The sequence below is a fragment of the Kribbella sandramycini genome, assembly GCF_013131805.1.
In the GTDB taxonomy this organism is placed as follows: domain Bacteria; phylum Actinomycetota; class Actinomycetes; order Propionibacteriales; family Kribbellaceae; genus Kribbella; species Kribbella sandramycini.
The window spans coordinates 230,029-255,600 of record NZ_JABJRC010000007.1 but is presented as its reverse complement, the minus strand read 5'-3'; the positions used below and the strand labels follow the sequence as shown (position 1 = coordinate 255,600).

The following is a 25,572-nucleotide window of genomic DNA, read 5'->3' as shown; positions in this document are numbered from 1 at the left end:
TCATTGTGCATCCGCACAGAAACGACCTCATGATTGGTCGCTTCCTACAGCGTCAGCCACTCGGTCGAGACTGTGACCGCGGCCAGCTCGTCCGGCAGCGGCTCGACGCCGATACCCGGTCCGGTCGGGACGGCGAGGTGGCCGGCGTCCAGCGTGAACGGCGCGGTGATGTCGGTTCGGTAGTAGCGCGACGAGCCCGAGGTGTCGCCGGGCAGCGTGAAACCAGGTAGCGCGGCCAGGGCGACGTTGGCGGCCCGGCCGAGCCCGGTCTCGAGCATGCCGCCCGCCCAGACCGGAATGCCGTTGGCGACGCAGACGTCGTGGATCCGGCGGGACTCCAGATAGCCGCCGACGCGGCCCGGCTTCACATTCACGATCGAGCAGGCGCCAAGGCTGATCGCCGCAGCAGCCGCCCGGGCTGAGGTGATCGACTCGTCCAGGCAGATCGGCGTCTCGACCTGCCTGGCCAGCTCGGCGTGCCCGAGGATGTCCTCCTCGTCCAGCGGCTGCTCGATCAGCAGCAGGTCGAAGGCGTCCAGCTGAGCGAGGTGTCGCGCGTCCGAGACGGCGTACGCCGTGTTCGCGTCCACCTGCAGCAGGACGTCGTCGCCGTAGCGCTCGCGCACTGCTGCCACCGGTGCGATGTCCCAGCCCGGCTGGATCTTCAGCTTGATCCGCAGGTAGCCCTCGTCGAGGTAGCCGCCCACTGCGGTCAGCAGCTCGTCGATCGAGTCCATGATCCCGACAGAGACTCCGCAGGGCACCCGGTCGTGTACTGCGCCCAGCTCGCGGGCCAGTGTGCGCCCTTCGGTCCGCAGCTCGGCGTCGAGCACCGCAGTCTCCAGTGCGGCCTTCGCCATCCGGTGTCCGTGGAATTTGGCGAGTGCTGGTGCCACCTGGGTGCCTCGCTCGACACCTGTCATTGCTGGGACGAAGTACCGGCGCAGTACGTCGATCGCGGCGTCGACGTACTCGGAGGAGTAGAGCGGCGCTGACATGGCTACGCACTCACCCCAGCCCTCGGCGTCGGCGCCGACCGCCCGGACCAGTAGCGCGTCCCGCGTGGTTTCGGTGCCGAACGAGGTCCGGAAGGGCGCCACCAGCGGCAGTGCGATCCGCCGCAGTTCGAATCCGGTCAGCTTCATGCCACTGTTCCCTTTCCTGGGAGGTCGAGTACGTACCAGCCGTTGCGGTCGAATCCGGTCACTTGCGCGCCGTCCGCCAGCAGTCCGCCGAGCACCTCACGCACTGCGAGCCGCCACTCCTTCGCAGCCGCGAAATCGACGCCCCGCAGGGTCTCCACGTCAATCGGTACCGCAACCGCGGCCTGCCCGGACGCCGGTACGTCGGAGCGGACAGGCCGCCCGTCGTCGCCCCGGCCGAGCACTGTGGTTGCCTCCGGCACCGATGCCCCGCCGACCGGGGCGTCCAGCTGCCAGCGCACGAGGAGCCGGTCGCTCTCGTCACCGTCATTGATCTCGTCACGCATCTGGCCGTAGAAGTCGACCAGGTACTCCTTGGGCCGGGCTCCGAGCTTGGTCAGGTTGAAATAGGCGTTGCGCCGGATCAGGGGATCGAACGTCCACTCGATCGCGATCAGGCCGCGCTGCAGTGCCCAGTCGCGCTGGTGCAGCTTCAGCGCGTAGCCGATGTTCCGGCCGCGGGCTCGGTCGGACACGCCAGCCACGTGGCTGTGCAGCGTCCGTTCGGAGGGTGCACCGAAGAAGCCGACGCAGGCGCCGATCAGCTCGTCGCCGTCGTAGGCGCCGGAGACGTAGTTGCCGGCCTTGGTCAGCGCCCGCAGCATCTCGGTGGTCACCGGCGGGTTCGACGGGTCCGGGTGCCAGACCGAGTCGAAGAGCCGATACACCGCGTCCAGATCGGCCAGCTCGGCCAACTCGCGCAGTTCGACGTCGCTCATGACTGGTCCAGCAGCTCAGTCATCAGTGCGGTGAGTAGCGCGGTCCGAGGTGCGATCTCGGCGACTACTACATGCTCGTCGGCCGCGTGGGCGCCGCCACCGACCGCGCCGAGGCCGTCGAGCGTCGGCGTCCCGATGCCAGCGGTGAAGTTGCCGTCGGACGCGCCGCCGACCGAGATCGCGCGCAGTGCGGGCTGACCGAGTTGCAGGGCGATGCGAGAGGCCTGCTGGAACAGGTCTTCGGCCATCTTCCGTTCGAACGGCGGCCGGTTCGGCCCACCTATTACCTCGATCTCGGCCTCGGGAAGCACCGGTGCGAGGGACTGCATCGCTTCGTCGACACGCAGTTGCTCTGCGACGGTGCGGGCGCGTCCGTCCACGAGAAAGCTCGCTGCGGCCGGCACGGTGTTGCGGGTGGTCCCCGAGACGAGTTTGGTCGGTGTGACCGTCGTACCGGTCTCCGGGTCGCCCAGTGCGCTGATAGCAAGCACCTGGTGCGCGGCCTCGATGGATGCGTTCACACCGAGCTCTGGTTCGAGCCCGGCGTGTGAGGCGCGGCCGGTGATCCGAACCTCGTAGTTCGACACACCCTTGCGCTCCAGCTTCAGTGCGCCCTCAGCAGACGCCTCCAGCACCAGAGCGGCGACGCAGCCCGCTGCCTCGGCTTCGATCAGGGCGCGGGACGACGGTGAGCCCAGCTCCTCGTCACCAGTGATCAGTAGCGTGACGCCAGACCGGTCCGGCAACGCTGCGATCGCGTGGAACGCCATCACCAATCCGGTCTTCATGTCGAAACAGCCAGGCCCACGCAGGATGCCGTCCTTGACCACGAACGGATGCGTCGCCAGGGAGCCCAATGGCCACACCGTGTCGTGATGGCCGACCACCAGTGCCCGGTTCGGCCCGTCACCGAACTGCCAGCGCAGGTGCGTCCGGCCGTCGATGACGACGTACTCCGGGGTGCTGCCGAGCCGCTCGGCGCCCAACTGGGCGACGACGTCCGCACTGGCCGCGACAGCCGCCAGGTCGTCGGACGGCGACTCACAGGTCACCAGCGTCCTGATGTCCTCGATCATCTGGTCCATCAGCCACTCACCTTCGGGGTCGCGCGGACTGCGAAGTGCAGGTACTTCTCGCCGGTCGGCAACGTGTAGAACGTGACCGGCCGCCACCCGATCGACCCTGGTGGCTGAACGACGAACAGGTCGCCAGTGGCATCGATCGGCGTCATTGCGAGCTCCTGCGTCGGTGCCGCGATCTGCTCGGCCAGTGGGCCGGTTGGCGTGACGCGCAGGATCGCCTGCCCGTCGCGGACCAGCACCTCCTGCTTCGCGCTGGAACGCTCGTAGTGGCCGACGTGCCGTTGCAGGTCGACAGTGACCGGCTCGGCCGGAGGTGCCAGGGGAGTAGGCATGGTGACATCGGTCAGCTCGGCGAAGATCTCCCGATACAGCTCCTCGTAGAGGTCGCTCGCGCTGCCGCCATTGGTCAGAAGCACAACGGCGAGGCCCTCTGTCGGCAGCACCCGCAGGAACGCGGACTGACCGATCGTGTTGCCGTCATGCCCGATCAACCGCTGCCCGTCCCACTCGAAGCGGATCCAGCCGAGGCCCCAGGAATCGCCCAGCGAGTGCTTGTCCGGTAGCTCTGCCTGCAGTGCGGCCATCTCAGCCGCAGTCTCCGGACGCAGCAGCTGACCGTCCAGGTGCATCCGGGCAAAGGCGAGTACGTCGGCCGCCGTCGAGGTGATGAGGCCAGCAGGGCCTGCAGAACGCGGTAGCCCCCAGAACGGTGCGATCTGCGGCTCTGAGCCGTTGTCACTGACATGTCCCATCGCAGCGCGGTGCATCAGCGCTTCCTCGGGCAGCGTCACGGTGTGCTGGAGACCGAGCGGAGCGATGATCCGTTCGCGCAGTGCCTGGTCCCAGGTCTTGCCGGTCACCTTCTCGATCACTCGGCCGGCCAGTGAGAAGCCAGAGTTGCAGTACGACCAGGTGGCGCCCAGCGGGTGGTTCTGACTGACAGTCGCCAGTAGCTCGGCGTACTTCGCTAGACAGTCGTCACCGCGGCCGGTGTCGTCGAAGACGTCGCCGTCGATGCCGCTCGTGTGGGTGAGCAGGTGTCGCATCGTGACCTGCTTGGTGACGTCCGGGTCGCTCAGCTGCAGGTCCGGCAGGACTGCGACCAGTGGCGCGTCCAGCTCGAGCAGTCCGTCCTCAACGAGCTGCATGACCAGCGTCGCCGTCCACACCTTGGTGATGGAGCCGATCTGGAACAGCGAGTCCGTAGTGACCTCGACTCCGGTGCCCTTGTGCAGCACTCCGGTCGCAGCCTCGACCAGATCGTCCCCACGCTGGATGCCGAGCGTCGCACCCGGTACGTCGTACTTGGCGGCCAGTGTGGTCAGTCGGCGCTGCCAGTGCGCCGCGTCGATGCGCGGAGGACGGCCACCGGCGTACTGCTCGACCCAGTTCAGCGTTCGGCGGTTGAAGTCGACGCGGTGCGACGGTCGGCCCTGCAGGATGAACAGGTGGTCCGCGTCCGGGTACATCACGAACTCCGACGGGACTCCACGCGCTCTGAGCGCGGTGTGCCACTGCTGGGCCTGACCGAGCGGGCAGCGCCGGTCGGCGTCGCCGTGGATGATCAGCGTCGGCGTCCGGACGTCGTCGACAGTTGTCATCGGTGACATCGCGGCCAGGTCGCCGTCCGTCAGCTCGTACGTCTGCAGGAAGTGCCCCATGTCCGACGTGCCGGACATGCTCGTCAGGTCGCTGATCACGCCGCCGGTGACGGCTGCGGCGAATCGGTCGTCACGACTCGTCAGATAGCAGGTCATATAGCCGCCGTAGCTGTAGCCGGCCACGGCCAGCCGCTTCGGGTCTGCGATGCCTTCGGCAACCAGTATGTCGATCGGCTCCAGGAAGTCCTTGCCGTCAGAGGTTCCCCAGCCGCCAACGACGCCGGTGAAGAACTCCGCGCCGTACCCGTCACTGCCGCGCGGGTTGACCAGGAGCACCGTCCAGCCCCGGGCCACCAGCTCTTGGTGGTACACGTGCAGTTCGTCCGCGCCTCCGTTCCAGGCACCGTGCGGACCGCCGTGGATGTCCAGCAGCAGCGGCTGGGCACCTGTCGCCTCGGGGTCGCGAATCAACCAAGCCGCGACCACAGTGCCGTCCGAGATGGTGAACTCGCGCTCCACCCGGGCGAAGTGCTCGACCTCGGCCAGCTTCGCGCCGTACGTCGTCAGCGGCGTACTGGTACCGGCCTCCAGGTCGATGGTGACGATCTCGCCGTACGACGTCGCCGTCGTCAGCACTGTGGTGGCGACGTTGCCCACCACGCTCAGACCGGAGATGTTCTGGTCGGGTTCACCGAACATGCGCTCCGCGCCCCCACCAGCTGACGGTACGGCGTACAGGTGAGTGCAGCCGCGGTCGCGAGCAGCGAACAGGACTGTGCTGCCGTCGTCGATCGGGTGCGCGCCCGGGTACGCCGGGCCGCCGGGCATCAGGTTGCGGTCGAGCGACGCGGCCAGGTCGGTGACTGTGCCGGTCAGATCGACTCTGAGCAGATGGTTGTGGCCGACCGGGCCAGTGGGGTTGGCGACGAGCAGAAGCGCGCCGTCGGTGGTCCAGCTGACGGCATTGACCACTCCGTCGGCCAGACCGACCAGACGCGGCTTCGCCTTCGCATCCGTCGCATCCAGCACGTACGCCGGTGCTTTCGGCGCGAGGTCCGCATCCGCTGCCATCGCGGCGGCAAACGCCAGTTGGCTGCCGTCCGGCGACCAGGCCGGGTCGCCGGCGTGCCAGTCGCCTTCAGTGGCCTGTCGGCACTTCTTGGTCGCGACCTCGACGATATGCAGGTGTTTGCGGGCAGAACGCAGCCAGCCGACGCCGTCCGCCTGATAGTCCAGTCGTTTGGTCGCAGTCGGCGTCTTGTCGCCAGCGCCCGGAGTTGTATCGACCGGGGCGGTGAAAGCGAGCTGGGTGCCGTCCGGACTCCACCGCGGTGCACCAGCCCCTAGCGGCAGCGTGGTCAGCTGCTCTGGCTCGCCACCGGCTGCCGGGAGTACCCACAGCTGCCGTGGCCCGTCCTTGGCGCGCAGAAAGGCCAGCTGGCTGCCGTCCGGTGACCAGACCGGCCAGGTGTCGCTGTCGCCCCGCGTGAGTTGCTGTGGGGTGCCGCCTGCCGCGGGCACTCGCCAGAGGCTTCGCAGGTCCCGGTCGGCCTGCGCATCGGTTGTCCGCAGGACGTAGACGATCTGAGTGCCGTCCGGAGCCAGAGTGGGCTGCTCAGGGACCGCTAGGCCGGCCAGGTCGTCGATGCGCAGACGTCGGGTCACGAAGTCCTCCTCGAGGGGCGGTTCGGCTGCCGGAACCGATGCTAGGCGTCCCCGCAACCGCTGTGTTCGTCCTCCGCGACAAGCAGCCGATCCGATTTCGTCGACCCGGACGAACGCCTCGGCGGGTCCGGAATCCCGGCGGCGGATCGGGAACATCCGCGCAGGACTTACCCTTGAGAGTGTTATGACCTCTTTGCGCCCTCGTGCGGTCTACCTCGACCACGCCGCGACGACACCGATGCTGCCCGCGGCCATCGAGGCGATGACGGCGCAGCTGGGCCGGACGGGTAACGCCTCGTCACTGCACGGAGCCGGCCGCGCGGCTCGGCGTACGGTCGAGGAGTCCCGCGAGACCATCGCCGCCGCGCTCGGAGCGCAGCCGAGCGAAGTCGTGTTCACCTCCGGCGGCACCGAGGCCGACAACCTCGCCCTGAAGGGGTTGTGGTGGGCGCGCCTCGCTGAAGACCCGCGCCGCCGCCGGATCCTGCTGAGCGGTATCGAGCACCACGCTGTGCTGGATCCGGCCGTCTGGCTCGGCCAGCACGAGGGCGCCCAGATCGAGTGGCTGCCGGTCGACGAGCTGGGCCGCGTCCGGCCGGACGACGTCCGCCGGGCCATCGCCTGCGAGCCGGAGTCGGTGTCGTTCGTCACGGTGATGATGGCCAACAACGAGGTCGGCACGCTGCAGCCCGTCGAGGAGATCGCCGCGATCGCCGCGGAATACGGCATCCCGGTGCACACCGACGCCGTCCAGGCGATCGGCCAGGTGCCGGTGGACTTCGCTGCGCTCGGTGTCGACGCGATGACCGTCTCGGCCCACAAGCTGGGCGGCCCGTACGGCGTCGGCGCGCTGGTCGTGCACAAGGAGACCAAGCTGACCGCCGTGCAGCACGGCGGCGGCCAGGAGCGCGACGTACGGTCCGGGACGCTGGACGCACCGGCCATCGCCGGCTTCGCCGTCGCCGTCCAACACTCGGTGCAAGACCAGCCGGGGGAGGCGCTGCGGCTGACTGGGCTGCGCGACCAGCTGATCAACGGTGTGCTGGCCACTGTCGACGCTGCGAAGCTGTCTGGCGACCCAGTGGGCCGACTGCCTGGTAATGCACACTTGTCCTTCGGTGGCTGTGAGGGCGACTCGCTGTTGCTGTTGCTCGACGCCCGGGGCATCGAGGTGTCCACCGGCTCGGCCTGCAACGCCGGCGTGGCAGAGCCCAGCCACGTGCTACTTGCCATGGGGTACGACGACCAGCGCGCCCGCGGGTCGCTGCGCTTCACCCTGGGGCACACGTCGAGTCAGACCGACATCGACGCCGTACTGGAGAACATCGGACCGGTAGTGGAGCGTGCGCAGTCCGCCGGTCTGCAGAACGTGGGAAGGAACACCTGATGCGGGTACTCGCAGCCATGTCCGGCGGGGTCGACTCCGCCGTCGCGGCGGCGCGGATGGCAGAGGCCGGGCACGACGTGACCGGAGTGCACCTGGCACTCAGCCGCAACCCGCAGTCGTACCGCACCGGCGCCCGCGGGTGCTGCACGATCGAGGACTCGCGGGACGCCCGCCGGGCCGCCGACGTGATCGGCATCCCGTTCTACGTCTGGGATCTGGCCGAGCGCTTCCACGCCGACGTCGTCGAGGACTTCGTCAACGAGTACGCCGCCGGTCGCACACCGAACCCGTGCCTGCGCTGCAACGAGAAGGTCAAGTTCAGCGCCGTTCTTGAGCGTGCGCTGGCGCTGGGCTTCGATGCGGTCGTCACCGGCCACTACGCGCGCATCGTCGACACCGCGACCGGCCGTGAGCTGCACCGCGCGGTCGACCCGGCCAAGGACCAGTCCTACGTGCTCGGCGTCCTCACCCAGGAGCAGCTCGCCCACGCGTTCTTCCCGCTCGGTGACACGCCCAAGACCGAGATCCGCGAAGAGGCGGCGCGGCGCGGCCTGTCGGTCGCCGACAAGCCGGACAGCCACGACATCTGCTTCATTGCCGACGGCAACACCCCCGCGTTCCTCAGCGCACAGCTGGGGGAGGCGCCCGGTGACATCGTCGACGCGCAGGGCAACAAGCTCGGTGAGCACAAGGGCACGCACGGGTTCACCGTCGGCCAGCGCAAGGGCCTGCGGATCGGTACGCCGGCCGCGGACGGCAAGCCGCGTTTCGTACTGGACATCAGCCCGGTGGAGCGCACGGTCACCGTTGGCTCCCGTGAGGAGCTTGCAGTGACCGGGCTGACCGCTTCGAAGCCCCGGTGGTGCGGCCCGGCGCCGACGGCGGAGCTGCAGGCGACGGCTCAGCTGCGTGCGCACGGTGACGAGGTGGCTGTCACTGCACGCCTTGAGGACGACCAGGTGCACGTCACCTTCACCGAGCCGGCCACTGCAGTAGCTCCCGGCCAGGCCGTCGTCCTGTACGACGGCACCCGTGTCATCGGCTCCGCCACCATCGACTCGGTCGCTCGCGTCACCCCGCAGCACGCATGACCACTACCGGTCTGGGGTCGCTGCCGGGGGAGGACATCCGGGAGTGGACGAAGGTGCTGCTGGAGGCGGTCGACGTACCGTTCCTGGCGGAGCTGCCGGCCCGCCCGTACGGCGACATGCTCAGCCGGGCCATCGCCGTACTGACCGAGCTCGCTGCGGACCTGCAGCCGGCCGGATGGCGACTGACGGGTGGCAGTGATCCGCGTGCGAGTGTCGACCAGCGCAGGGCGCGTTCGCTGCTGGCCGAGGACCTCGATGTGCTCGAAGAGCTCGCCTACGGCTACAGCGGGCCGCTGAAACTGCAGGTCACCGGTCCGTGGACTCTGGCTGCCACGCTGGAGCTGCCGCGCGGTGACAAGGTGCTGGCCGACCACGGCGCGCGGCGCGACCTGGCTCAGGCGCTGGCGGCCGGCGTCCAGCAGCATGTTGCTGAGGTGCGCAAGCGAGTGCCAGGGGCCGAGCTGTTGCTGCAGCTCGACGAGCCTGCGCTGCCTGCTGTTCTGGCTGGTGCCATCCCGACCGCATCCGGTTGGGGTAAGCATCGGTCGGTTGACGGCCCCGGAGCGGTTGAGCTGTTGAGCCTTTTGACCACGGCGGCGCCGACTGTCGTTCACTGCTGCGCTGCGCGCCCACCGATCGAGGTGTTCACAAAGTCCGGCGCTACCGGGCTTGCTGTGGACATCTCGTTGCTGAACGAGCCGGCTTGGGAGCAGATCGCTCTGGCTGCCGAGGCCGGTGCCACGCTCTACGCGGGGCTGGTCCCGACAACCGGCGCGCTGGCCGATCCGGAGCGGACGGCACGGCCGTTGCTGCGGCGCTGGGAGGAGCTCGGGCTCGACCCGGCGTTGCTCAGGACAACCGTGATCACGCCGACCTGCGGGCTCGCCGGCGCCGACGACGCGCGGGCCCGGCTCGAGCTCTGCCGCCGCGCCGCGGAAGTCGTCGCCGAGTTCGCCAACTCCTGAGAATTGTCGGCGGGCAGTTGTAGGTTTTGCCCATGAGCGAAGAGATTCCGGCGCCGCCCGCCGAGGTGCGGGAGCGGCATGCCACGCTGAGCAAGGAGATCGAGGAGCACCGGGTGAAGTACTACCTGGGCAGCTCGGTCATCTCCGACGCCGATTTCGACGCGCTCATGCACGAGTTGCAAGGGATCGAGGAGCAGTACCAGGAGCTCCGCACGCCGGATTCCCCGACGCAGAAGGTCGGCGCGCCGATCTCGACGCTGTTCACCCCCGTGCAGCACCCGACGCGGATGGAGAGCCTGGCCAACGCGTTCTCCGCCGAGCAGATGGAGGCCTGGGCCAAACGGCTGGAGCGCGAGGTCACGCTGCAGCAGATCCACGACTCGGGGTTCCTGTGCGAGCTGAAGGTCGACGGGCTCGCTCTCGACCTGGTCTACGAACACGGCCGGCTGGTCAGCGGCGCCACCCGCGGCGACGGCCGCACCGGTGAGGACGTCACGCTCAATGTCCACACCATCAAGAGCATCCCGAACGAGCTGAACGGCGCGGAGTTGCCGGCGTTCCTCGAGGTGCGCGGCGAGGTCTACTTCCGCGTCGAGGACTTCGAGGAGCTGAACGCGCAGCTCGTCGCCGCCGGGAAGGATCCGTTCTCCAACCCGCGCAACAGCGCCGCCGGATCCTTGCGCCAGAAGGATCCCCGGGTCTCGGCGAGCCGCCCGCTGCGCTTCGTCGTCCACGGTCTCGGCCGCGTCGAGGGCTACCACGTCGGCCGGCTGTCGGCGGCGTACGAGCAGCTGAAAGCCTGGGGGCTGCCGGTCAGCGACCGGGCCCGCAAGGTCGAGACCCTCGCCGAGGTGAACGAGTTCATCGCGTACTACGGCGAGAACCGGCACTCGGTCGACCACGAGATCGACGGCGTCGTGGTCAAGGTCGACGAGGTCGACCTGCAGCGCGCGCTCGGCTCGACGTCGAGCGCGCCGCGCTGGGCGATCGCCTTCAAGTACCCGCCGGAGGAGGTCACCACCAAACTCCTCGACATCGAGGTGAACGTCGGCCGCACCGGCCGCGTCACGCCCTACGGGAAGATGGAGCCGGTCCGGGTGGCCGGCTCGACGGTCGAGTTCGCGACGCTGCACAACGCGCAGGAGGTCAAACGCAAGGGCGTCTGGATCGGCGACACCGTCGTCCTGCGCAAGGCCGGGGACGTGATCCCGGAGATCCTCGGCCCGGTGGTCGAGCTGCGGCCCGCCGACGCGCGCGAGTTCGTGATGCCGACCGAATGCCCCTCCTGCGGGACGACGCTGCGCCCGATGAAGGAGGGCGACGTCGACATCCGCTGCCCGAACTCGCAGTCCTGTCCGGCCCAGCTGCGGGAGCGGATCTTCCACCTGGCCGGGCGCGCGGCGTTCGATATCGAGGTGCTCGGTTTCAAGGGCGCGGACGCGCTGATCGGCGGCGAGCTGATCAAGGACGAGGGCGACCTGTTCGGCCTCACCGAGGAGGCGCTGGCCCGCAGCCCGTTCTTCACCACCAAGGCGGGCGCCTTGTCGGCGAACGCGCTGCGGCTGCTGGCCAATCTGGAGCAGGCCAAAACGCAGCCGCTGGCCCGCGGCCTGGTCGCGCTCTCGATCCGGCATGTCGGCCCGACCGCCGCGCAGGCGCTTGCCGCGGTGTACGACGACATCGATCAGGTCCGCGCCGCGAGCGAGGAGGAGCTGGCCGAGATCGAAGGCGTCGGCCCGACCATCGCCCACGCGGTGATCGAATGGTTCGAGGTCGACTGGCACCAAGCCATCGTCGACAAGTGGAAAGCCGCCGGCGTCGTGCTGCGGCAGGAGCGGACGGGGCCGGTCGTCGAGCAGACGCTGAGCGGGCTCTCGATCGTCGTCACCGGCACGGTCGAGGGGTTCAGCCGCGACGAGGCGACCGAGGCGATCGTGTCCCGCGGCGGCAAGGCCGCGAGCTCGGTCTCGAAGAAGACGTCGTTCGTCGTGGTCGGCGACTCGCCCGGATCGAAGTACGACAAAGCGGTGCAGCTCGGGGTGAAGATATTGGACGCCGCAGGTTTCCAGGTCCTGCTCGAGCAGGGCGCCGAGGCCGCCGCGGAGGTGGCGACCACGGCGGAGGCCGACGCGACCTAGCCGCGATTCGATGGATCCGGCGGCGGGCCTGAGCCGTCGGACTGTTAGCTTTGCACGTCCACACGTGGGTCAAAAGGAGCAAATATGACGACGCCGCCGCAAGGACCGTGGGGTCCTGGGCAGCCGGGGGGCCAGCCGGGCGGACAGCAAGGGGGACAGGGAGGGCAAGGCGGCTGGGGACAGCAGCCGCCTTCCCAGGGCGGTGGCGGCTGGGGTCAGCCGCAGCAGCCCCAGCCTCAACAGCCGCAACCCCAGCAAGGGCAGCCGCCGCAGCAGGGTGGTGGCGGTTGGGGCCAGCAGCCCGGTCGGCCGCAGCCCGGTCAGCCGGAGCAGCCCGCGCAGCCTGAGCAGAGCCAGCCCGCACAGGGCTGGGGCCAGCGTTCTCCGCAGCAGCCCCAGCAGGGCCAGCCGGCGCAGGGCGGTGCGTACCAGCAGCAGGGCTGGGGTCAGCAGGGTGGCCAGCAGTCCGGCCAGCAGGGCGGGTGGCACCAGCAGCAGGGCGGCCAGCCGGGCCAGCAGCCATGGCAGCAGGGCGGCGGCTCCAAGGGCTCAGGTGGTGGCCTCGGCAAGGACAAGATGCCGCTGCTGATCGGTGGCGGTGTCGTCGGCATCCTCCTCATCGGTCTGCTGATCTTCCTGGTGGTCAAGGGCCTCGGCGGCGACGACGAGCCTGCGGCAGGCCCGGGGAGCTCCCAGGGCACCGGCGACGGCGGCCCGGGTAACGCGGCCGGTCAGGCCGAGGGCGTCACACAGAAGCTCCAAAGCGCCGGCTACCAGTGCAGCGACCTGTTCAACAACGAGTCGGGCGCGCACCGCGGCTGCTTCAAGTACGAGGGCTCGACGCAGTCCGACGCCGTCTTCCAGTTCACCAAGGACGGCTCGATCATCAGCGTCCAGATCACCACCCGTGACGAGGAGAACGGCAACAACGCCAAGGTCACCTTCGACGGTGCGCTGCAGGCGATCGGCAACGACGCCTTCGGCGGCAGCGAGGTCCGCAAGATCCAGGACGCCGTCGCCACCGGCCAGAAGTCCGAGCGCGTCGGCACGACGTGGGGCGAGTTCCGGCTGAGCAACGACAGCACGGTGTCGCTGGCCGGGCGTAAGTCCGGCGAAGAGGCGTTCAAGGTGCCGGATGTCGCCTGGGCGACCACCGAGGCGCAGCTCAAGGCGGGGCTGACGGCCAAGGGCTACACCTGCAAGATCGTCTGCGAGAAGAAGATCGGCGACTTCGACCGCCAGACCATCTACGGTTTCGGCGGGTCCAGCGGCGGCCTGCGCCAGGTCGAGATGGAGATCCGGGCCCGCGAGGACCAGGCCAAGGCGGCCTGGCCGGCCACCGTCACCGACGCGTTCGGCGTCCTCAAGGCCGCGGACTCGGCCAAGCTCAAGGAGTTCGCCGACAAGCACACCGACGGCAAGGCCACGGTGGCCTACGTCGCCGGGTGGCGGATCGAGGTCACCAACCGCGACAACGACGACCGTTGGGCGCGGTCGATTAGAATCAAGCGGGAGACGTACTACCCCTGAGCCGAGCGGAGATCCGGTGCAGCTGCCACGGGAGAAGCGGGAAGAACGGACGGTGGTCCAGCCGCCGCCCGAGGCAGTGCAGCGGGTCTCCGGCGGCGGGGCCTGGGGGCCCACCCAGTTCGAGTTGCCGGAGCGTAGCGGTAACGACAGCCAGGCGATCTGGATCGTCGCGCTGGTCGGCGTCGTCATCCTGCTGATCACCGCCGGGCTGTGGGCCGTTGCCTACTTCGAGCTCGTCTGACCGCAACGACGAAGGGCCCGGATCATCCTGATCCGGGCCCTTCGCGGTGTCGTGGGGTCAGGCGGTGGCGCGGATCGTCACCGCGAGTGAGGCCAGGTAACTCAGCCGGGCGACCTCGGAGCCGAGGAACTCGGGCCCGCCGCGCCGGCCGACCACGAGGATCCGCCGGTCGGACTCCAGCGGCGCGGCGACCAGCACCGACTCCGCCAGGCCCTTGTGGTCCGGCGCGGCCAGCGTCGTGGCCTTCTCCAGCGGCAGCCACGCAGCGGCCACCTCGCCGAACTCCGGCGTGGCGCTCGTCTCCAGAGCGACCTTGACGTCGGCGCCCGTCCCGTCGATGAGGGCAGCCCAGTCGGCGTGCAGGACGGCGGGGCCCTGCTCGACGAGCAGGTCGATCGCCTCGGCCGGGGACGACGTCATCTGCTCGACGGCCTCGAGATCCATGTGCAGGCCGCCGCCGGCGCCGTACCGGGAGAACCAGATCACCTCGACGTCGGGCACGCTGTTACAGGCCGAGACGAGCCGGTCCGGCAGGACACCGGGCGGCAGGTCGACCACGATGTCGTCGACGGCGGTGCCGTTCTCACGGCGGTGCTCGACGATCTCGATCGCGTGGATGTCGGCGCTCACCTCGCCGAGGGCGGTGGCGACCGTGCCGAGCGAGCCGGGCCGGTCCGGGATGATCAATCGCAGCAGGAACACCGAACGATCATCTCCCAGCCGATCACCTTGCGCGTAACGCCCTGTCGCGGCCCATGTTACAGAGCGGAACGCGAGACACGCCCGGTGCCTCCGGATGCGTGACCGGGGACGAGGAAATAAACCTGTCACAGCCGCCCTCTAGGATGACGTGAGCGCCACGGCTTTGCGGTGGCGCGTCCAGCAACTGCAGAGACATTGGATTCAGTTCATGCCTTCCATCACCCGCGAAGAGGTCGCCCACCTGGCGCGACTGGCGCGGATCGAGCTCAGCGATGACGAGCTCGATCACCTCGCGCCCCAGCTCGACCAGATCATCGCCTTGGTCGGGCAGGTCAGCCAGGTCGCGGCGGACGACATCCCGCCGACCTCGCACGCCCTGCCGCTGACCAACGTGATGCGCGCCGACGAGAACATCCCGTGCCTCACCCCGGAGCAGGCGCTGTCCGGCGCCCCCGCCTCCGAGGCGCAGCGATTCCGGGTGCCGCGGATCCTGGAGGAAGACTGACATGAGCGATCTGACCAGGAAGACCGCGGCCGAGCTCGCGGAGCTGATGGCCGCCAAGCAGGCCAGCTCGGTCGAGGTGACGCAGGCCCATCTCGACCGGATCGGCGCGGTGGACGGCGCCGTCCGCGCGTTCCTGCACGTCGACACCGAGGGCGCGCTCGCGCAGGCCGCGGCCGTCGACGCCAAGCGCGCCGCCGGCGAGGAGCTCGGCCCGCTGGCCGGCGTCCCGCTCGCGCTGAAGGACGTGCTGACCCAGGAGGGCGTGCCGACGACGGCCGGCTCGAAGGTGCTCGAGGGCTGGAAGCCGCCGTACGACTCGACGGTCGTCAAGCGGCTGAAGGCCGCCGGGATCGTCATCCTCGGCAAGACCAACATGGACGAGTTCGCGATGGGCTCCTCCACCGAGAACTCGGCGTACGGCACGACGCACAACCCGTGGGACCTGGCCCGGATCCCCGGCGGCTCCGGCGGCGGCTCGTCGGCTGCCATCTCGGCGTACGAGGCGCCGCTCGCGATCGGCACCGATACCGGCGGCTCGATCCGTCAGCCCGGCGCCTTCACCGGCACGGTCGGCGTCAAGCCGACGTACGGCGGCACGTCGCGCTACGGCCTGATCGCGCTCGCCTCCTCGCTGGACACGCCGGGCCCGTGCGCGCGGACGACCCTCGACGCGGCGCTGCTGCACGAGGCGATCGCCGGCTGGGACCCGATGGACTCCACCTCGATCAACCAGGACGTTCCGCCGGTCGTCGCGGCCGCGCGGAACGGCGATGTCGCCGGGCTGCGGATCGGCGTCGTCAAGGAGCTCGGCGGCGAGGGCTACCAGCCCGGTGTCGAGGCCCGCTTCCACGAGGCGGTCGAGCTGCTCACCAAGCTCGGCGCCGAGGTGGTCGAGGTCTCCTGCCCGCACTTCGAGTACGCGCTGCCGGCGTACTACCTGATCCTGCCGAGCGAGGCCTCGTCCAACCTGGCCAAGTTCGACGCGATGCGGTACGGCCTGCGCGTCGGCGACGACGGCACGAACAGCGCCGAGACGGTGATGAGCCTGTCCCGCGAGGCCGGGTTCGGCGCCGAGGTCAAGCGCCGGATCATGCTCGGCACGCACGCGCTGTCGAGCGGCTACTACGACGCGTACTACGGCCAGGCGCAGAAGGTGCGGACGCTGATCGCCCGCGACTTCGCCAAGGCCTACGAGCAGGTCGACGTACTGGTCTCGCCGGCCACGCCGACGACCGCGTTCGCGATCGGCGACCGGATCAACGACCCGATCGCGATGTACAAGAACGACCTGTGCACGATCCCGTCGAACCTGGCCGGTAACGCGGCCGCGTCGTTCCCGTGCGGCCTGGCCGACGAGGACGGCCTGCCGGTCGGTTTCCACGTGATGGCCCCGGTCATGCGTGACGACCTGCTCTACACCGTCGGCGCCGCGCTGGAGTCCGCGCTGGCCGAGCAGTGGGGTGGCGTGCTGATGACGAAGGCTCCGGAGCTGGAGGTGACCCGATGACCGCTGAAGTTCTCGAGATCGAGGATGCGCTCGCGCAGTACGACCCGGTCATGGGCCTGGAGGTCCACGTCGAGCTGAACACCAAGTCGAAGATGTTCTGCGGCTGCCCGACCGAGTTCGGCGCGCCGCCGAACACGCAGACCTGCCCGGTCTGCCTCGGGCTGCCCGGCGCGCTGCCGGTGGTGAACGCGCGCGGCGTCGAGTCCGCGATCAAGATCGGCCTCGCGCTGAACTGCGAGATCGCCGAATGGTGCCGGTTCGCGCGGAAGAACTACTTCTACCCCGACATGCCGAAGAACTTCCAGACCTCGCAGTACGACGAGCCGATCGCCTTCAACGGGTGGACGGAGGTTGTCGTCGACGGCGAGACGTTCCGGATCGAGATCGAGCGCGCCCACATGGAGGAGGACACCGGCAAGTCCACCCACGTCGGTGGCGCGACCGGCCGGATCCAAGGCGCGTCGCACTCGCTGGTCGACTACAACCGGGCCGGGATCCCGCTGATCGAGATCGTCACCAAGACGATCGAGGTCCCGCCGGCCAAGGCGGCCGCGGTCGCCCGCGCCTTCGTCAGCCAGCTGCGCGATCTGCTGCTGGCGCTCGAGGTCTCCGACGTCCGGATGGACCAGGGCTCCCTGCGTTGCGACGCGAACGTCTCGCTGAAGCCGTCGGGTACGTCGGTGCTGGGCACGCGGACCGAGACCAAGAACGTGAACTCGTTCCGTTCGGTCGAGCGCGCGATCACCTACGAGATCACCCGGCAGGCAGCCGTGCTGAACGCCGGCGGGAAGATCCTGCAGGAGACCCGGCACTGGCACGAGGACACCGGGATCACGACGTCGGGGCGGGAGAAGTCCGACGCGGACGACTACCGCTACTTCCCCGAGCCCGATCTGGTCCCGGTCGCGCCGTCGCGGGAGTGGGTCGAGGAGCTGCGGGCGACGCTGCCGGAGGCCCCGGCGCTGCGCCGCGCCCGCCTGCAGACCGAGTGGGGTTTCACCGACCTCGAGATGCGCGACGTGATCAACGGCAATGCGCTCGAGCCGATCGTCGCGACGATCGAGCTGGGCGTCTCGGCGTCCGCCGCGAAGAAGTGGTGGCTGGGTGAGCTGGCCCGGTCCGCGAACGAGCAGGGCGTCGAGCTGGACGCGCTGCCGGTCGGTCCGGCGCAGGTCGCCGAGGTGCAGAAGCTGGTCGACGAGGGCACGCTGAACGACAAGCTGGCCCGGCAGGTCTTCGAGGGGTTGCTCGCCGGTGAGGGCACGCCGGCCGAGGTGATCGAGAAGCGCGGGCTGGCGCTGGTCTCCGACGACGGCCCGCTGATCGAGGCCATCGAGCGCGCGATCGCCGCCAACCCGGATGTCGTCGAGAAGGTGAACTCCGGTAAGCCCGCGGCGGCCGGCGCGCTGATCGGCGCCGTCATGAAGGACATGCGCGGTCAGGCGGACGCGGCCAAGGTCCGCGAGCTGCTGAACGCCAAACTGGGGATCTGAGCTGAGTGGTGGGGCCGGTCACGCCGGCCCCACATCAGACGCCCTGCGCGGTCTTGCGTTTGCGGCCGCGAGCTTTCTTGACCGGTGGGTGTTTGGCGGCCACCGGCGGCTGGACGGCGGGCTGCGGCTCCGGCTCGACCTCGGCCACCGGTTCGGGCTGCGGTTCCGGCTCCGGTTCGTACGCCGGCTCGGGCTCGGGCTCGACGCCGAGCAGCGACAGGGCGACCGGTACGTCGTCCACGTGGCTGCGGACCTCGTAGTACGACGGGACGATCGTCTCGACCAGGGGAGCGTCGGGCCGGTTGCGCACCAGGCCCTGGAACAGCCCCCACATCGCACCGATCAGAGCGCCGTACACGAAGCCCCACAGCAACACGGCGAACCCGCTCATCGTCGTCTCGGCGACGAGCGTGACGAACACCCCGCTCAGGACGCCGATCAGCGCACCCGCGCCGGCGCTGGCAAACGTCCGCCGGACGACGGGGACCGCGGCGGGTCTGCGCGACAGCCGGAGCTCGGCGCCGACCACCTCCAGGCTGCCCGCTTCCATCCCGTAACTTCGCAGATAGGCCACTGTCCGCTGAGCATCCTCGAAGGTGCTCTCGGCAGCGACCACACTGCTCGGGACAACGGACACCTGGTTGGTCAGCATCACCACTCCTGTCGAAAAAGCTTGTGGGTAAGGGTTTCCTTCCACTAGTACCAGACGACCGAAATCCTGAAACGGTTGACGGCTCAGATGTCAGTCAGACAACAACTTCTCTTCAGCTGATCGTCACCCGGAGGATCCGGTCGTCGCCGTCCTTGGCGTCCCCGCGCCCGTCCGTGTTCGACGTCGTCACCCACAACGACCCGTCCGGCGCGGCCTCGACCGTCCGCAACCGCCCGTACTCGCCGGTGAAGAACGCCCGCGGCTCACCCACCCGCTTCCCACCCGCGACCGGCACCGCCCACAACCGCTCACCCCGCAACGACGCCATGAAGATGTGGCCCCGGGCAAACGCCACCCCACTCGGCGACGCCTCACTCGTCCGCCACTGCGCGATTGGATCGGTCATCCCCTCCAGCCCCTCGGCCCCCTCCGCCGCCGGCCACCCGTAGTTCGCCCCCACCGTGATCGCGTTCAGCTCGTCCCACGTGTTCTGCCCGAACTCCGCCGCATACAACTGCCCCTCATCGAACGCCAGCCCCTGCACGTTCCGATGCCCCTTCGAGATCCACAACCGCCCACCCGGATTCCCCGGCGCCGCCTTCCCCTCCGTAGTCACCCGCAACACCTTCCCACCCAACGACCCGTCATCCTGCGACAACGGCCGATCCCCGCCATCCCCCGTCCCCACATACAAAAACCCATCCGCCCCGAACCGCAACCGCCCCCCGTTGTGAACCGCCGCCTGCGGAATCCCCTCCACAATCACCCGCTGCTCCGCCAGCTTCCCCCCGGCATACCGCAACTTCGCAATCCGGTTGTCCGAAGCAGTCGAGTAGTACGCGTAAACCCACTCACCCTTCCCATCCACCGCCAACCCCAACAGCCCACCCTCGGACGACGGATCAACCCCCTCCACCGTCCCCACCTCAGCAGCTGTCCCCCCGACAACCCGCCTCACCTTCCCAGAGTCCCGCTCACTGACCAACGCACTCTCGTCCGGCAGGAACGCCACCCCCCAAGGCACCTCCAACCCCGAAACCACCGTCGACTCCACCCGCAACCCAACCTGCCCCACCGCCCCCGCCGCCCCACTCCCCGTAGCCGTAGCGGTCGGCCCAGTCGACCCACCCGCCCCCGGTTCGCCGTCCGCCCCCGAACATCCAGCAACCAACACCACCGCAGCCACCGCCGCCACAACTCGCACAGACCCTCCTCCATCGCCGTCCCCCCAACCTAGCCACCCACCCCACACCCAACTGCACCAATTGACATTGAGCCCCGGCCCACCCCCGCCCTACGCTCAACCCACGCACGCCGCCCCCGGGCACGGAGCGCAAGGCGTCGCTGACGGCGGCAGTTGGTCACCTGTTCCATCGTTCACGCGCTGCCCGTAACTTCAGATGCGTTGCGATACAGGCATGTCAGGGGGTTCGCGACCGATGTCCTACTGAACAAGGTTGGGTGCTGAGGTGGATAGAGATCGTGTCACGCAAGCAGGGTTCTATTGGTCGCTGGACTTGCCGGGCCTTACTGAACTAGAAGCGCGAGAGGTTCAAAGTGTCGTGAATGAAGTGCTTCCCGATCGGCAGGCAATTTTGGTCGATCCGTTGCACTTCCTCAGCCTGAGCCTTGACAAGATGTCTGTCGAATCGCTCAGAGATTCTTTATCGAGTCACGGTGATGCGGTCTCGTCCGGTCTTCGAGAAATGTTCGAGGAGTGGATTGAAGTTGCAGACTATTCGTGACGTAACTTTCGCGTTTCGTGTTGTCTTGGCATAGGGCAACACCACCACTTCGGTCGGGCAGAAGATCTCGCACCACAAGCAGAGGTGCTTCGAAGCGAAAAACGCATCAAACAAGTAGTCAGGATCGTCGTGAAGGAGAATCGATGGGGTCGAAGGCTGCGGTAGTTGCTTTCGGGCAGGCGGGGCGCTGGCCGGTTTTCACTGACTCTGTCGTCGTCGACGAACCCGGGTCGCGGCAGTTGGCGCGTACGGTGCTCGAACCTGATGCGGTGGCGACGGGTTCGATCGGGCTTGACCTTGCGGTGTGGCCGGAGGCCGGCATCTCGTGCGTTGCCAAACTGTACGCACATGAGATCTTCTCTTCGCGTGAGTTGGCGATCTATCGGCCCAGTGAATTGGCTGATTGGGTGGGTCGAATCGCTGACGCGCGGGCGGCGGCCGCAGTCTTCATGCACAGTGCTGAAGATTGGGCGGCGTTCGCGATATGGGGTGGGGGCGAGCTAATTCGCTCGCTGAGGATGAACGCGGAACACGGCATTATTGAAGATGTGGGTGACCGACGCGCGTTCGAGGCCCCGTTCTGGGATGGTGAGAAGCCGCTACAAGGTTCGGAAACTACAGCCTTCCGTTCCATCCGCTAGATCTGGGCAACGCGGCGCTCAAGAAGTTCTTTGGATTCTTTCTTGAGGGCCGCGAGGACGATTCGTGTATCGATCCTGAGGAAATCGAACTACCGTCCTTCAAAGGTGCCCTGAGTGGCATGCCGTACTGAGGGTCGCCGATGATGAGCAGTGTTGTACACGTCCGATTCCTGCCGGGTGGTTGTTGAATGCCGTCTTTTCGGTACGGTCCTGATTTTGATCGGCTGTTGCTTGCGAATGAGGTTGCGGATCCGGCGGTCTTTGCGGAGGTTGCCGGATTTGATGAGGTTCCGATCTACAGCAGGCGTAGTGAGTTGGCCTTCCTTGGCGGCCTGAGCGTTGCTTCGAAGAATCGTGAACTGATCTTGGCGGCTGTGCGGCAGTTGGATCGGATTCACAGGTACTTCGAAGGTTCGGACGGGGCTGCCGCCGTCGTGCGGATGGTGGCAGTGACCGGTTGGTCGATTGACGATGAAGCGGGCTGGAGGTGTGAGGACGGTACGACTGAGCTCATCCGGCCGAATCTTTGGCTGGCTGATCTCGCGCACCCGGACATGGCTGATTTCCGGGTCTACAGTCCAAGATCGCGGTGTGCAGAGTTCGTCTCTCGGGTGATCGGTGCTGGGCCTCACCGGGTTTTCGAAAGTCGGCCCCCGGATCACCTCCCCGATTGCCCAGCGCGCGTGTACATCGCGCGATCGGAGTTGCTTGGTCTGCTGCCGGTGGCGGACCGCTAGCCTTGCGAAGTGATTGATCGGCGTCGGCTCCTGACTGAAGTCCGCTCTGCGTACGTCAATCTCGATTCGCCTCGTTTGGGTTCGTGAGGGCCCGAGTGGGCGAGGGCCGCCCGGGGACCTCGAGCGGGCGATGCGGAAGGTTTGCGGGTTCGAGGACGAGACCGATATCAACGATGAGGTTGCTTTTCGGTGATATCTACTCCTGGAGCCTCAGTTGATGCTGTTGCTGTCCATGGTCGGCCCGTATGCGGTGCTCTACCGGGACGAAGGGAGCCGGTCTGGTCGCTGGTTGGGTCTGGCGACGGACGTTCAGCGGATGAGTCTCGGGTGTTGCAGATTCTCGCAGATCGTCGATGGAGCGTCCTGTCTGAGGCCGACCTTGACGAGCGCGTTCCGCTGCGGCTGGAGGGTGCGCAGGATCTGTCGCTCTACAGAGCGCTGTTCGTTCCCGGGATGACGAGTAGGTGCATCGAACCGCCGTGTAGTTGACTGGTGTTGCGGTTGAAGGAGACTCGGCCGGCGGCTAGTAGAGGCGCAGATCTTGGCGGTGGCGGGGATGGGTGACGAGGAGAAGGATGCCGGTCAACGGTGGTGAGGCACTGGGCGTGGTCAGATATGGCGTCGAGCGCGGGCTGATCATCGTCGAGGACCCGGCGAGCCGAGACGGGCACGAGGACTGGGATCCGGCGGCCGGCTTCGTCAGCGCCGGGCCCGATTCGATCTACCTCTCGGTTCAGCCCGCCGTCGACGGACCGATCGACCTTGTGGTTTCCGACGGCCGCTATCACTCGCCGAAAACGGCGTACGTCTACTTCGACGGACTCTTGCGGACCGCCGGACCGTACGTCGTCGTACGTGACTCCGACGACGTCCTGCGCTTCTCGGTACGGCGACCGCCAGGCGACAGCCGAGTCCGCGTACTGGTCGACGAGCCCGGCCTCGCCGCCGCAGTACACATCATCATCTCGTCGCCCTGAGTCGCCTCACATCCCAGCCGAGCCGCGCCTCGGCCGAATCGGTGACCTATGCCACTCCGGCGGATTGCAGCTAGGTGCAAGTGGGCGTTTGTATGGGTCGTTTGTATGGGTTGTATGTGTTGGTAACGCTCCGCAACCCCTAGGCTCCCGAAAGCATCTGTGGCTCGGGGGAGTCTTGGGAGCGGTGGGGTAATGAACGGGTGGGGTCTGCCCAACGGGCGGAAGATCGGATCTCGGCGCGCGGCAGCAGCCCTCTGCGTGCTCACGGTAGGACTGTTCGGCGCGCTGGTAATCCAGCCCGTCCAGGCCCAGTCAACGGTGCCGAGCAACGCGTCCACGCAGGACGAGTCACCATCGAAACGAGCCAAGTCGAGCGGCCAACGCGTCGAAGTACTCGAGAAGCGCACCGAGACTTCGCAAACCTTCGCGAACCCGGACGGATCGTTCACGCTCGAGCAGCACAGCCTGCCGGTCCGGATGAAGCGTGGCAACGAGTGGCTCGACATGGACGCGACCCTCGAGAAGGGCGCCGACGGGCGGGTACGGCCGCGGGCCACGGCACTCGATATGACGTTCTCGGGCGGAGGATCTGGCCCGCTCATCGCCGTCAAGGCTGAGGGTCACGAACTCACGCTGACCTGGCCCGAGGCCCTTCCCGAGCCTGTTTTGGTAGGCGACAGCGTCACCTATCCGAACGTGTACCCAGACGTTGATCTGAAGATCACGGCCTCGTCCGACTCCTACAGCGAGGTCCTGATCGTCAAGACTCTGGAGGCGGCTCGGCTTCCGGAGGTGCAGAACGTCGATCTCGCCGTTGATGCCCCAGGATTGACCGTGGCCAAAGCGGCGGGTGGCGTCATCGAAGCGAAGGATGACCTGGGCAAGACCATCTTCCTCGCGCCACAACCGATCATGTGGGACTCGCGCGGCGAAGCAGTGGCTCCGACGGACGACGACCGGACCGAGGCGCCGCTGGAAGGAGACCAGGTCGCGCAACTTCCCATCTCCGTCACCCAGGACACGTTGACCATCAGGCCGGCGGCCAGCCTGGTCGAGGATCCGGCAACGGAGTACCCGCTGCACATCGATCCGACGCTGAGGTTCGGCCAGGAGGGGCGAGCGATGATCAACGCCCGCTACCCGACCACCTCCTCCTGGAACTGGGAGGGCCCTGAAGGAGTGGGGTACCAGGCTTTCGAGCCGTGGAGCCGCAAGCGCTTGTTCTACAAGATGCGCCTCGGCGATCTGGGGGGAACCCAGATCCTCGGCGCCACTTTCAGCGCCTACGAGACCTGGGCTGCCAGTTGCGACGAGAAGGAGGTGCAGATCTGGCAAACCACTGCCGTCGGCACCGGGGTGAACTGGAACAACGGCACTCAGGCAGGTGTCTGGAAGCGGAAGCTCGACTCTGTGGTCGACGCCGTCGGGCGGAATGAATGCACGCCGAACGGCAAATACCTCGAGTTCGACGTCAAGGCCGCTGTGGCCGAAGAGGTAGCGGCCGGGAAGTCGTTCGTCTATCTCGGACTGCGGGCAGCCAACGAGTCCGACGAGATGGCATGGAAGCGATTCCGTAAGGACGTGCTCTTCGTCATCGACTTCAATCACATTCCGCGGCTCGCGAACGCCCGGACCACGCAACCGACAATGGGCTGCCAGACGGATTACCAGAAGGCGCCGACCATCAACCAGCGGCAGCCCATTCCGCATCTCAACATCCTCGACCCCGACGGGCAGTCCTCCTACGTCAAGTTCGATATCTGGCGCAATGGGTTCAAGGAACCGTTCCAAACCATTCGGAGTGTCGCCAAGACCGCGACCAGCACGACCGACTACACACCTGACGCCAGGATTAATCCGATCCCTCCAGGCGAGCTGGTCGGCTGGAAGGCACAGGCGACCGACGGGGTGACTTGGACGCCGTATACCGGTATGTGCTGGTTCAGGATCGACATCCACAAGCCGGGGAAGCCGGAGGTCGTGATTCCGACCGGCAGTGGCGACGACATCGTGTACGACGTCAACCAGACGATCAGCGCGGAAGCCATTCCTTCCGCGGCCGACACGAACTATTTCAAATATTCCGTCGATGCTCTGGAACCGACCAGCGAGCCGGTAGCTGTCCAGACCGTCAATGGCAGGTCGATCGGAAAGTTCAGCTTCACTCCGCGGCTGACGGGTCCCGCGGTCGTCCGGGTGTGGAGCTATGACCGGGCCGGGAACCAGAGCGACGGCTTCGCCGAGGCCCGGGTCAAGGTCAAAACCGGTCCCGCCGGGGGCATCTGGCGGATGAACGAGGGCAGCGGGACGAGCCTGGCCGACTCCAGCGGCAAGAATCGGACCATAACGCTCGGCGCTGCTTCCTGGGGAGCTGGAGAGAAGTGGTCACCGGAACTCGGCGTGAACGACTGGGCAGTGCGGTTGAACCCGTCGAGCACGGCCGCCTCGACGGCGACGGACATCGTCGACACCAGTCGCAGTTTCACCGCGAGTGTTCGGGTCAAGCTGGCGAACACACCTGGACGGCAGATCGCGCTCAGTGAGAACCGAGCCGGGACGAGCGGGTTCGTCCTCGGAGTACAAAGCCAGGATCTGTCCGATCCGGAGAGCCCGAAGGCCGTCTGGGAGTTCACGATGCCGCATCCGAGTGGCACCGGCCTGATGACGGTTGTCTCGACTCCCACGCCCTACTTGGCCGGCAGTTGGGTCTACCTGACCGGCCGATACGACTCCGGTCGGCACGCTATGACTTTGTTCGTCAACGAAACCGCCTACGGCGTGGAGAACCCGGCGGATCCGTTGCCGCCCACCAAGGACTACCCGGGTGCGCTGCGTCTTGGGTTCGGCACCGTCGGCGGCAGCAACTTCCCGCTCGACGGTCACGTCGACGACGGCCGCGTCTACCCGCACCCGGTCGAGGACGCCACCGTGCGTACCGACATGGGCGATTCCTGACTAACACCGAACGATCTGAGGATTACTGATCATGCGT

General features: G+C 67.6%; 22 protein-coding genes. 14 read left to right on the top strand and 8 right to left on the bottom strand.

Features of this window, described 5'->3' with window-relative positions; genetic code table 11:
- Nucleotides 1-44: 44 nt before the first annotated feature.
- The 4 genes from menC to HPO96_RS26840 are packed head-to-tail and all read right to left on the bottom strand — an operon-like array spanning nucleotide 45 to nucleotide 6,269.
- Complete coding sequence (gene menC, locus HPO96_RS26855; RefSeq protein WP_171677117.1) at nucleotides 45-1,145, bottom strand: o-succinylbenzoate synthase; 1,101 nt, start codon at nucleotides 1,143-1,145, stop codon at nucleotides 45-47.
- Nucleotides 1,142-1,921: a GNAT family N-acetyltransferase gene (locus HPO96_RS26850; RefSeq protein ID WP_171677116.1), complete on the bottom strand. Its 780-nt coding sequence runs from the start codon at nucleotides 1,919-1,921 to the stop codon at nucleotides 1,142-1,144. The genes menC and HPO96_RS26850 overlap by 4 nt, the downstream gene beginning before the upstream one ends.
- Complete coding sequence (locus HPO96_RS26845) at nucleotides 1,918-3,006, bottom strand: M20/M25/M40 family metallo-hydrolase (protein WP_171677115.1); 1,089 nt, start codon at nucleotides 3,004-3,006, stop codon at nucleotides 1,918-1,920. The genes HPO96_RS26850 and HPO96_RS26845 overlap by 4 nt, the downstream gene beginning before the upstream one ends.
- Nucleotides 3,006-6,269, bottom strand: coding sequence for a serine hydrolase (locus HPO96_RS26840; RefSeq protein ID WP_171677114.1), 3,264 nt, complete (start codon nucleotides 6,267-6,269; stop codon nucleotides 3,006-3,008). Before HPO96_RS26840 ends, HPO96_RS26845 begins: the two co-directional genes overlap by 1 nt.
- A gap of 184 nt (nucleotides 6,270-6,453) precedes the next feature.
- On the opposite strand from HPO96_RS26840, the gene HPO96_RS26835 reads away from it, so the two are divergent.
- The 6 genes from HPO96_RS26835 to HPO96_RS26810 all read left to right on the top strand — a co-directional run bounded on the left by HPO96_RS26835 (nucleotide 6,454) and on the right by HPO96_RS26810 (nucleotide 13,621).
- Nucleotides 6,454-7,656 carry a cysteine desulfurase family protein gene (locus tag HPO96_RS26835; RefSeq protein WP_171677113.1) on the top strand — a complete coding sequence of 401 codons (1,203 nt, stop codon included), beginning with the start codon at nucleotides 6,454-6,456 and terminating at the stop codon, nucleotides 7,654-7,656.
- Nucleotides 7,656-8,747: a tRNA 2-thiouridine(34) synthase MnmA gene (gene mnmA / locus HPO96_RS26830; RefSeq protein ID WP_171677112.1), complete on the top strand. Its 1,092-nt coding sequence runs from the start codon at nucleotides 7,656-7,658 to the stop codon at nucleotides 8,745-8,747. Before HPO96_RS26835 ends, mnmA begins: the two co-directional genes overlap by 1 nt.
- On the top strand, nucleotides 8,744-9,712 hold the full coding sequence (locus HPO96_RS26825) for a uroporphyrinogen decarboxylase/cobalamine-independent methonine synthase family protein (protein ID WP_171677111.1): 969 nt from the start codon (nucleotides 8,744-8,746) through the stop codon (nucleotides 9,710-9,712). Before mnmA ends, HPO96_RS26825 begins: the two co-directional genes overlap by 4 nt.
- A 32-nt stretch (nucleotides 9,713-9,744) precedes the next feature.
- Nucleotides 9,745-11,850: an NAD-dependent DNA ligase LigA gene (gene ligA, locus HPO96_RS26820; RefSeq protein WP_171677110.1), complete on the top strand. Its 2,106-nt coding sequence runs from the start codon at nucleotides 9,745-9,747 to the stop codon at nucleotides 11,848-11,850.
- A gap of 84 nt (nucleotides 11,851-11,934) precedes the next feature.
- Entirely contained in the window at nucleotides 11,935-13,380 is a 1,446-nt protein-coding gene (locus tag HPO96_RS26815; RefSeq protein WP_171677109.1) for a hypothetical protein, read from the top strand.
- A 16-nt stretch (nucleotides 13,381-13,396) separates the two neighbouring features.
- Nucleotides 13,397-13,621 carry a hypothetical protein gene (locus tag HPO96_RS26810; protein WP_171677108.1) on the top strand — a complete coding sequence of 75 codons (225 nt, stop codon included), beginning with the start codon at nucleotides 13,397-13,399 and terminating at the stop codon, nucleotides 13,619-13,621.
- A gap of 57 nt (nucleotides 13,622-13,678) precedes the next feature.
- Here the strand turns inward: HPO96_RS26810 and HPO96_RS26805 are convergent, their stop codons facing one another.
- Complete coding sequence (locus HPO96_RS26805) at nucleotides 13,679-14,323, bottom strand: ACT domain-containing protein (RefSeq protein WP_171677107.1); 645 nt, start codon at nucleotides 14,321-14,323, stop codon at nucleotides 13,679-13,681.
- Between the two features lie 208 nt (nucleotides 14,324-14,531).
- Between HPO96_RS26805 and gatC the strand changes: the two genes are divergently transcribed.
- Genes gatC through gatB form a run of 3 tightly spaced genes read left to right on the top strand, consistent with a single transcriptional unit; the run spans nucleotide 14,532 to nucleotide 17,828 of the window.
- Complete coding sequence (gene gatC, locus HPO96_RS26800; protein WP_171677106.1) at nucleotides 14,532-14,828, top strand: Asp-tRNA(Asn)/Glu-tRNA(Gln) amidotransferase subunit GatC; 297 nt, start codon at nucleotides 14,532-14,534, stop codon at nucleotides 14,826-14,828.
- Nucleotide 14,829: 1 nt separating this feature from the next.
- On the top strand, nucleotides 14,830-16,335 hold the full coding sequence (gene gatA / locus HPO96_RS26795; protein WP_171677105.1) for an Asp-tRNA(Asn)/Glu-tRNA(Gln) amidotransferase subunit GatA: 1,506 nt from the start codon (nucleotides 14,830-14,832) through the stop codon (nucleotides 16,333-16,335).
- Nucleotides 16,332-17,828, top strand: coding sequence for an Asp-tRNA(Asn)/Glu-tRNA(Gln) amidotransferase subunit GatB (gene gatB / locus HPO96_RS26790; protein ID WP_171677104.1), 1,497 nt, complete (start codon nucleotides 16,332-16,334; stop codon nucleotides 17,826-17,828). Before gatA ends, gatB begins: the two co-directional genes overlap by 4 nt.
- Nucleotides 17,829-17,862: 34 nt before the next feature.
- Here the strand turns inward: gatB and HPO96_RS26785 are convergent, their stop codons facing one another.
- Nucleotides 17,863-18,480 (bottom strand): hypothetical protein, encoded by a 618-nt coding sequence (locus HPO96_RS26785; protein WP_171677103.1) that lies wholly within the window; start codon nucleotides 18,478-18,480, stop codon nucleotides 17,863-17,865.
- 112 nt (nucleotides 18,481-18,592) lie between these two features.
- Nucleotides 18,593-19,504, bottom strand: a complete 912-nt coding sequence (locus HPO96_RS26780; protein ID WP_337796841.1) for a PQQ-dependent sugar dehydrogenase — start codon at nucleotides 19,502-19,504, stop codon at nucleotides 18,593-18,595.
- A gap of 445 nt (nucleotides 19,505-19,949) precedes the next feature.
- Here HPO96_RS26780 and HPO96_RS26775 point away from each other — a divergent pair, with 445 nt between their 5' ends.
- From HPO96_RS26775 to HPO96_RS39925, 3 genes are all read left to right on the top strand, one after another.
- On the top strand, nucleotides 19,950-20,225 hold the full coding sequence (locus HPO96_RS26775; protein ID WP_171677101.1) for a hypothetical protein: 276 nt from the start codon (nucleotides 19,950-19,952) through the stop codon (nucleotides 20,223-20,225).
- 143 nt (nucleotides 20,226-20,368) lie between these two features.
- On the top strand, nucleotides 20,369-20,866 hold the full coding sequence (locus HPO96_RS26770; protein ID WP_202886452.1) for a DUF6928 family protein: 498 nt from the start codon (nucleotides 20,369-20,371) through the stop codon (nucleotides 20,864-20,866).
- 2 nt (nucleotides 20,867-20,868) lie between these two features.
- Nucleotides 20,869-20,997, top strand: a complete 129-nt coding sequence (locus tag HPO96_RS39925) for a hypothetical protein (RefSeq protein ID WP_420371475.1) — start codon at nucleotides 20,869-20,871, stop codon at nucleotides 20,995-20,997.
- On the opposite strand, the gene HPO96_RS26765 is transcribed toward HPO96_RS39925, so the two are convergent.
- A complete protein-coding gene (locus tag HPO96_RS26765; RefSeq protein WP_171677100.1) occupies nucleotides 20,956-21,414 on the bottom strand; it encodes a hypothetical protein in 459 nt (152 codons plus the stop codon). The genes HPO96_RS39925 and HPO96_RS26765 overlap by 42 nt on opposite strands.
- A 764-nt stretch (nucleotides 21,415-22,178) precedes the next feature.
- Between HPO96_RS26765 and HPO96_RS26760 the strand changes: the two genes are divergently transcribed.
- Together HPO96_RS26760 and HPO96_RS39730 are read left to right on the top strand one after the other, a co-directional pair.
- Complete coding sequence (locus tag HPO96_RS26760) at nucleotides 22,179-22,580, top strand: hypothetical protein (RefSeq protein WP_171677099.1); 402 nt, start codon at nucleotides 22,179-22,181, stop codon at nucleotides 22,578-22,580.
- Between the two features lie 258 nt (nucleotides 22,581-22,838).
- Nucleotides 22,839-25,535, top strand: coding sequence for a LamG domain-containing protein (locus HPO96_RS39730; RefSeq protein ID WP_171677098.1), 2,697 nt, complete (start codon nucleotides 22,839-22,841; stop codon nucleotides 25,533-25,535).
- The last annotated feature ends 37 nt before the right edge of the window (nucleotides 25,536-25,572 follow it).

What these genes read in the sequence shown, in the direction of transcription:
- menC (WP_171677117.1), bottom strand. Translation starts at nt 1,145, where the DNA reads ATGAAGCTGACCGGATTCGAACTGCGGCGGATCGCACTGCCGCTGGTG.
- HPO96_RS26850 (WP_171677116.1), bottom strand. Translation starts at nt 1,921, where the DNA reads ATGAGCGACGTCGAACTGCGCGAGTTGGCCGAGCTGGCCGATCTGGAC.
- HPO96_RS26845 (WP_171677115.1), bottom strand. Translation starts at nt 3,006, where the DNA reads ATGGACCAGATGATCGAGGACATCAGGACGCTGGTGACCTGTGAGTCG.
- HPO96_RS26835 (WP_171677113.1), top strand. Translation starts at nt 6,454, where the DNA reads ATGACCTCTTTGCGCCCTCGTGCGGTCTACCTCGACCACGCCGCGACG.
- mnmA (WP_171677112.1), top strand. Translation starts at nt 7,656, where the DNA reads ATGCGGGTACTCGCAGCCATGTCCGGCGGGGTCGACTCCGCCGTCGCG.
- HPO96_RS26825 (WP_171677111.1), top strand. Translation starts at nt 8,744, where the DNA reads ATGACCACTACCGGTCTGGGGTCGCTGCCGGGGGAGGACATCCGGGAG.
- ligA (WP_171677110.1), top strand. Translation starts at nt 9,745, where the DNA reads ATGAGCGAAGAGATTCCGGCGCCGCCCGCCGAGGTGCGGGAGCGGCAT.
- HPO96_RS26815 (WP_171677109.1), top strand. Translation starts at nt 11,935, where the DNA reads ATGACGACGCCGCCGCAAGGACCGTGGGGTCCTGGGCAGCCGGGGGGC.
- gatC (WP_171677106.1), top strand. Translation starts at nt 14,532, where the DNA reads ATGCCTTCCATCACCCGCGAAGAGGTCGCCCACCTGGCGCGACTGGCG.
- gatA (WP_171677105.1), top strand. Translation starts at nt 14,830, where the DNA reads ATGAGCGATCTGACCAGGAAGACCGCGGCCGAGCTCGCGGAGCTGATG.
- gatB (WP_171677104.1), top strand. Translation starts at nt 16,332, where the DNA reads ATGACCGCTGAAGTTCTCGAGATCGAGGATGCGCTCGCGCAGTACGAC.
- HPO96_RS26785 (WP_171677103.1), bottom strand. Translation starts at nt 18,480, where the DNA reads ATGCTGACCAACCAGGTGTCCGTTGTCCCGAGCAGTGTGGTCGCTGCC.
- HPO96_RS26770 (WP_202886452.1), top strand. Translation starts at nt 20,369, where the DNA reads ATGGGGTCGAAGGCTGCGGTAGTTGCTTTCGGGCAGGCGGGGCGCTGG.
- HPO96_RS26760 (WP_171677099.1), top strand. Translation starts at nt 22,179, where the DNA reads ATGCCGGTCAACGGTGGTGAGGCACTGGGCGTGGTCAGATATGGCGTC.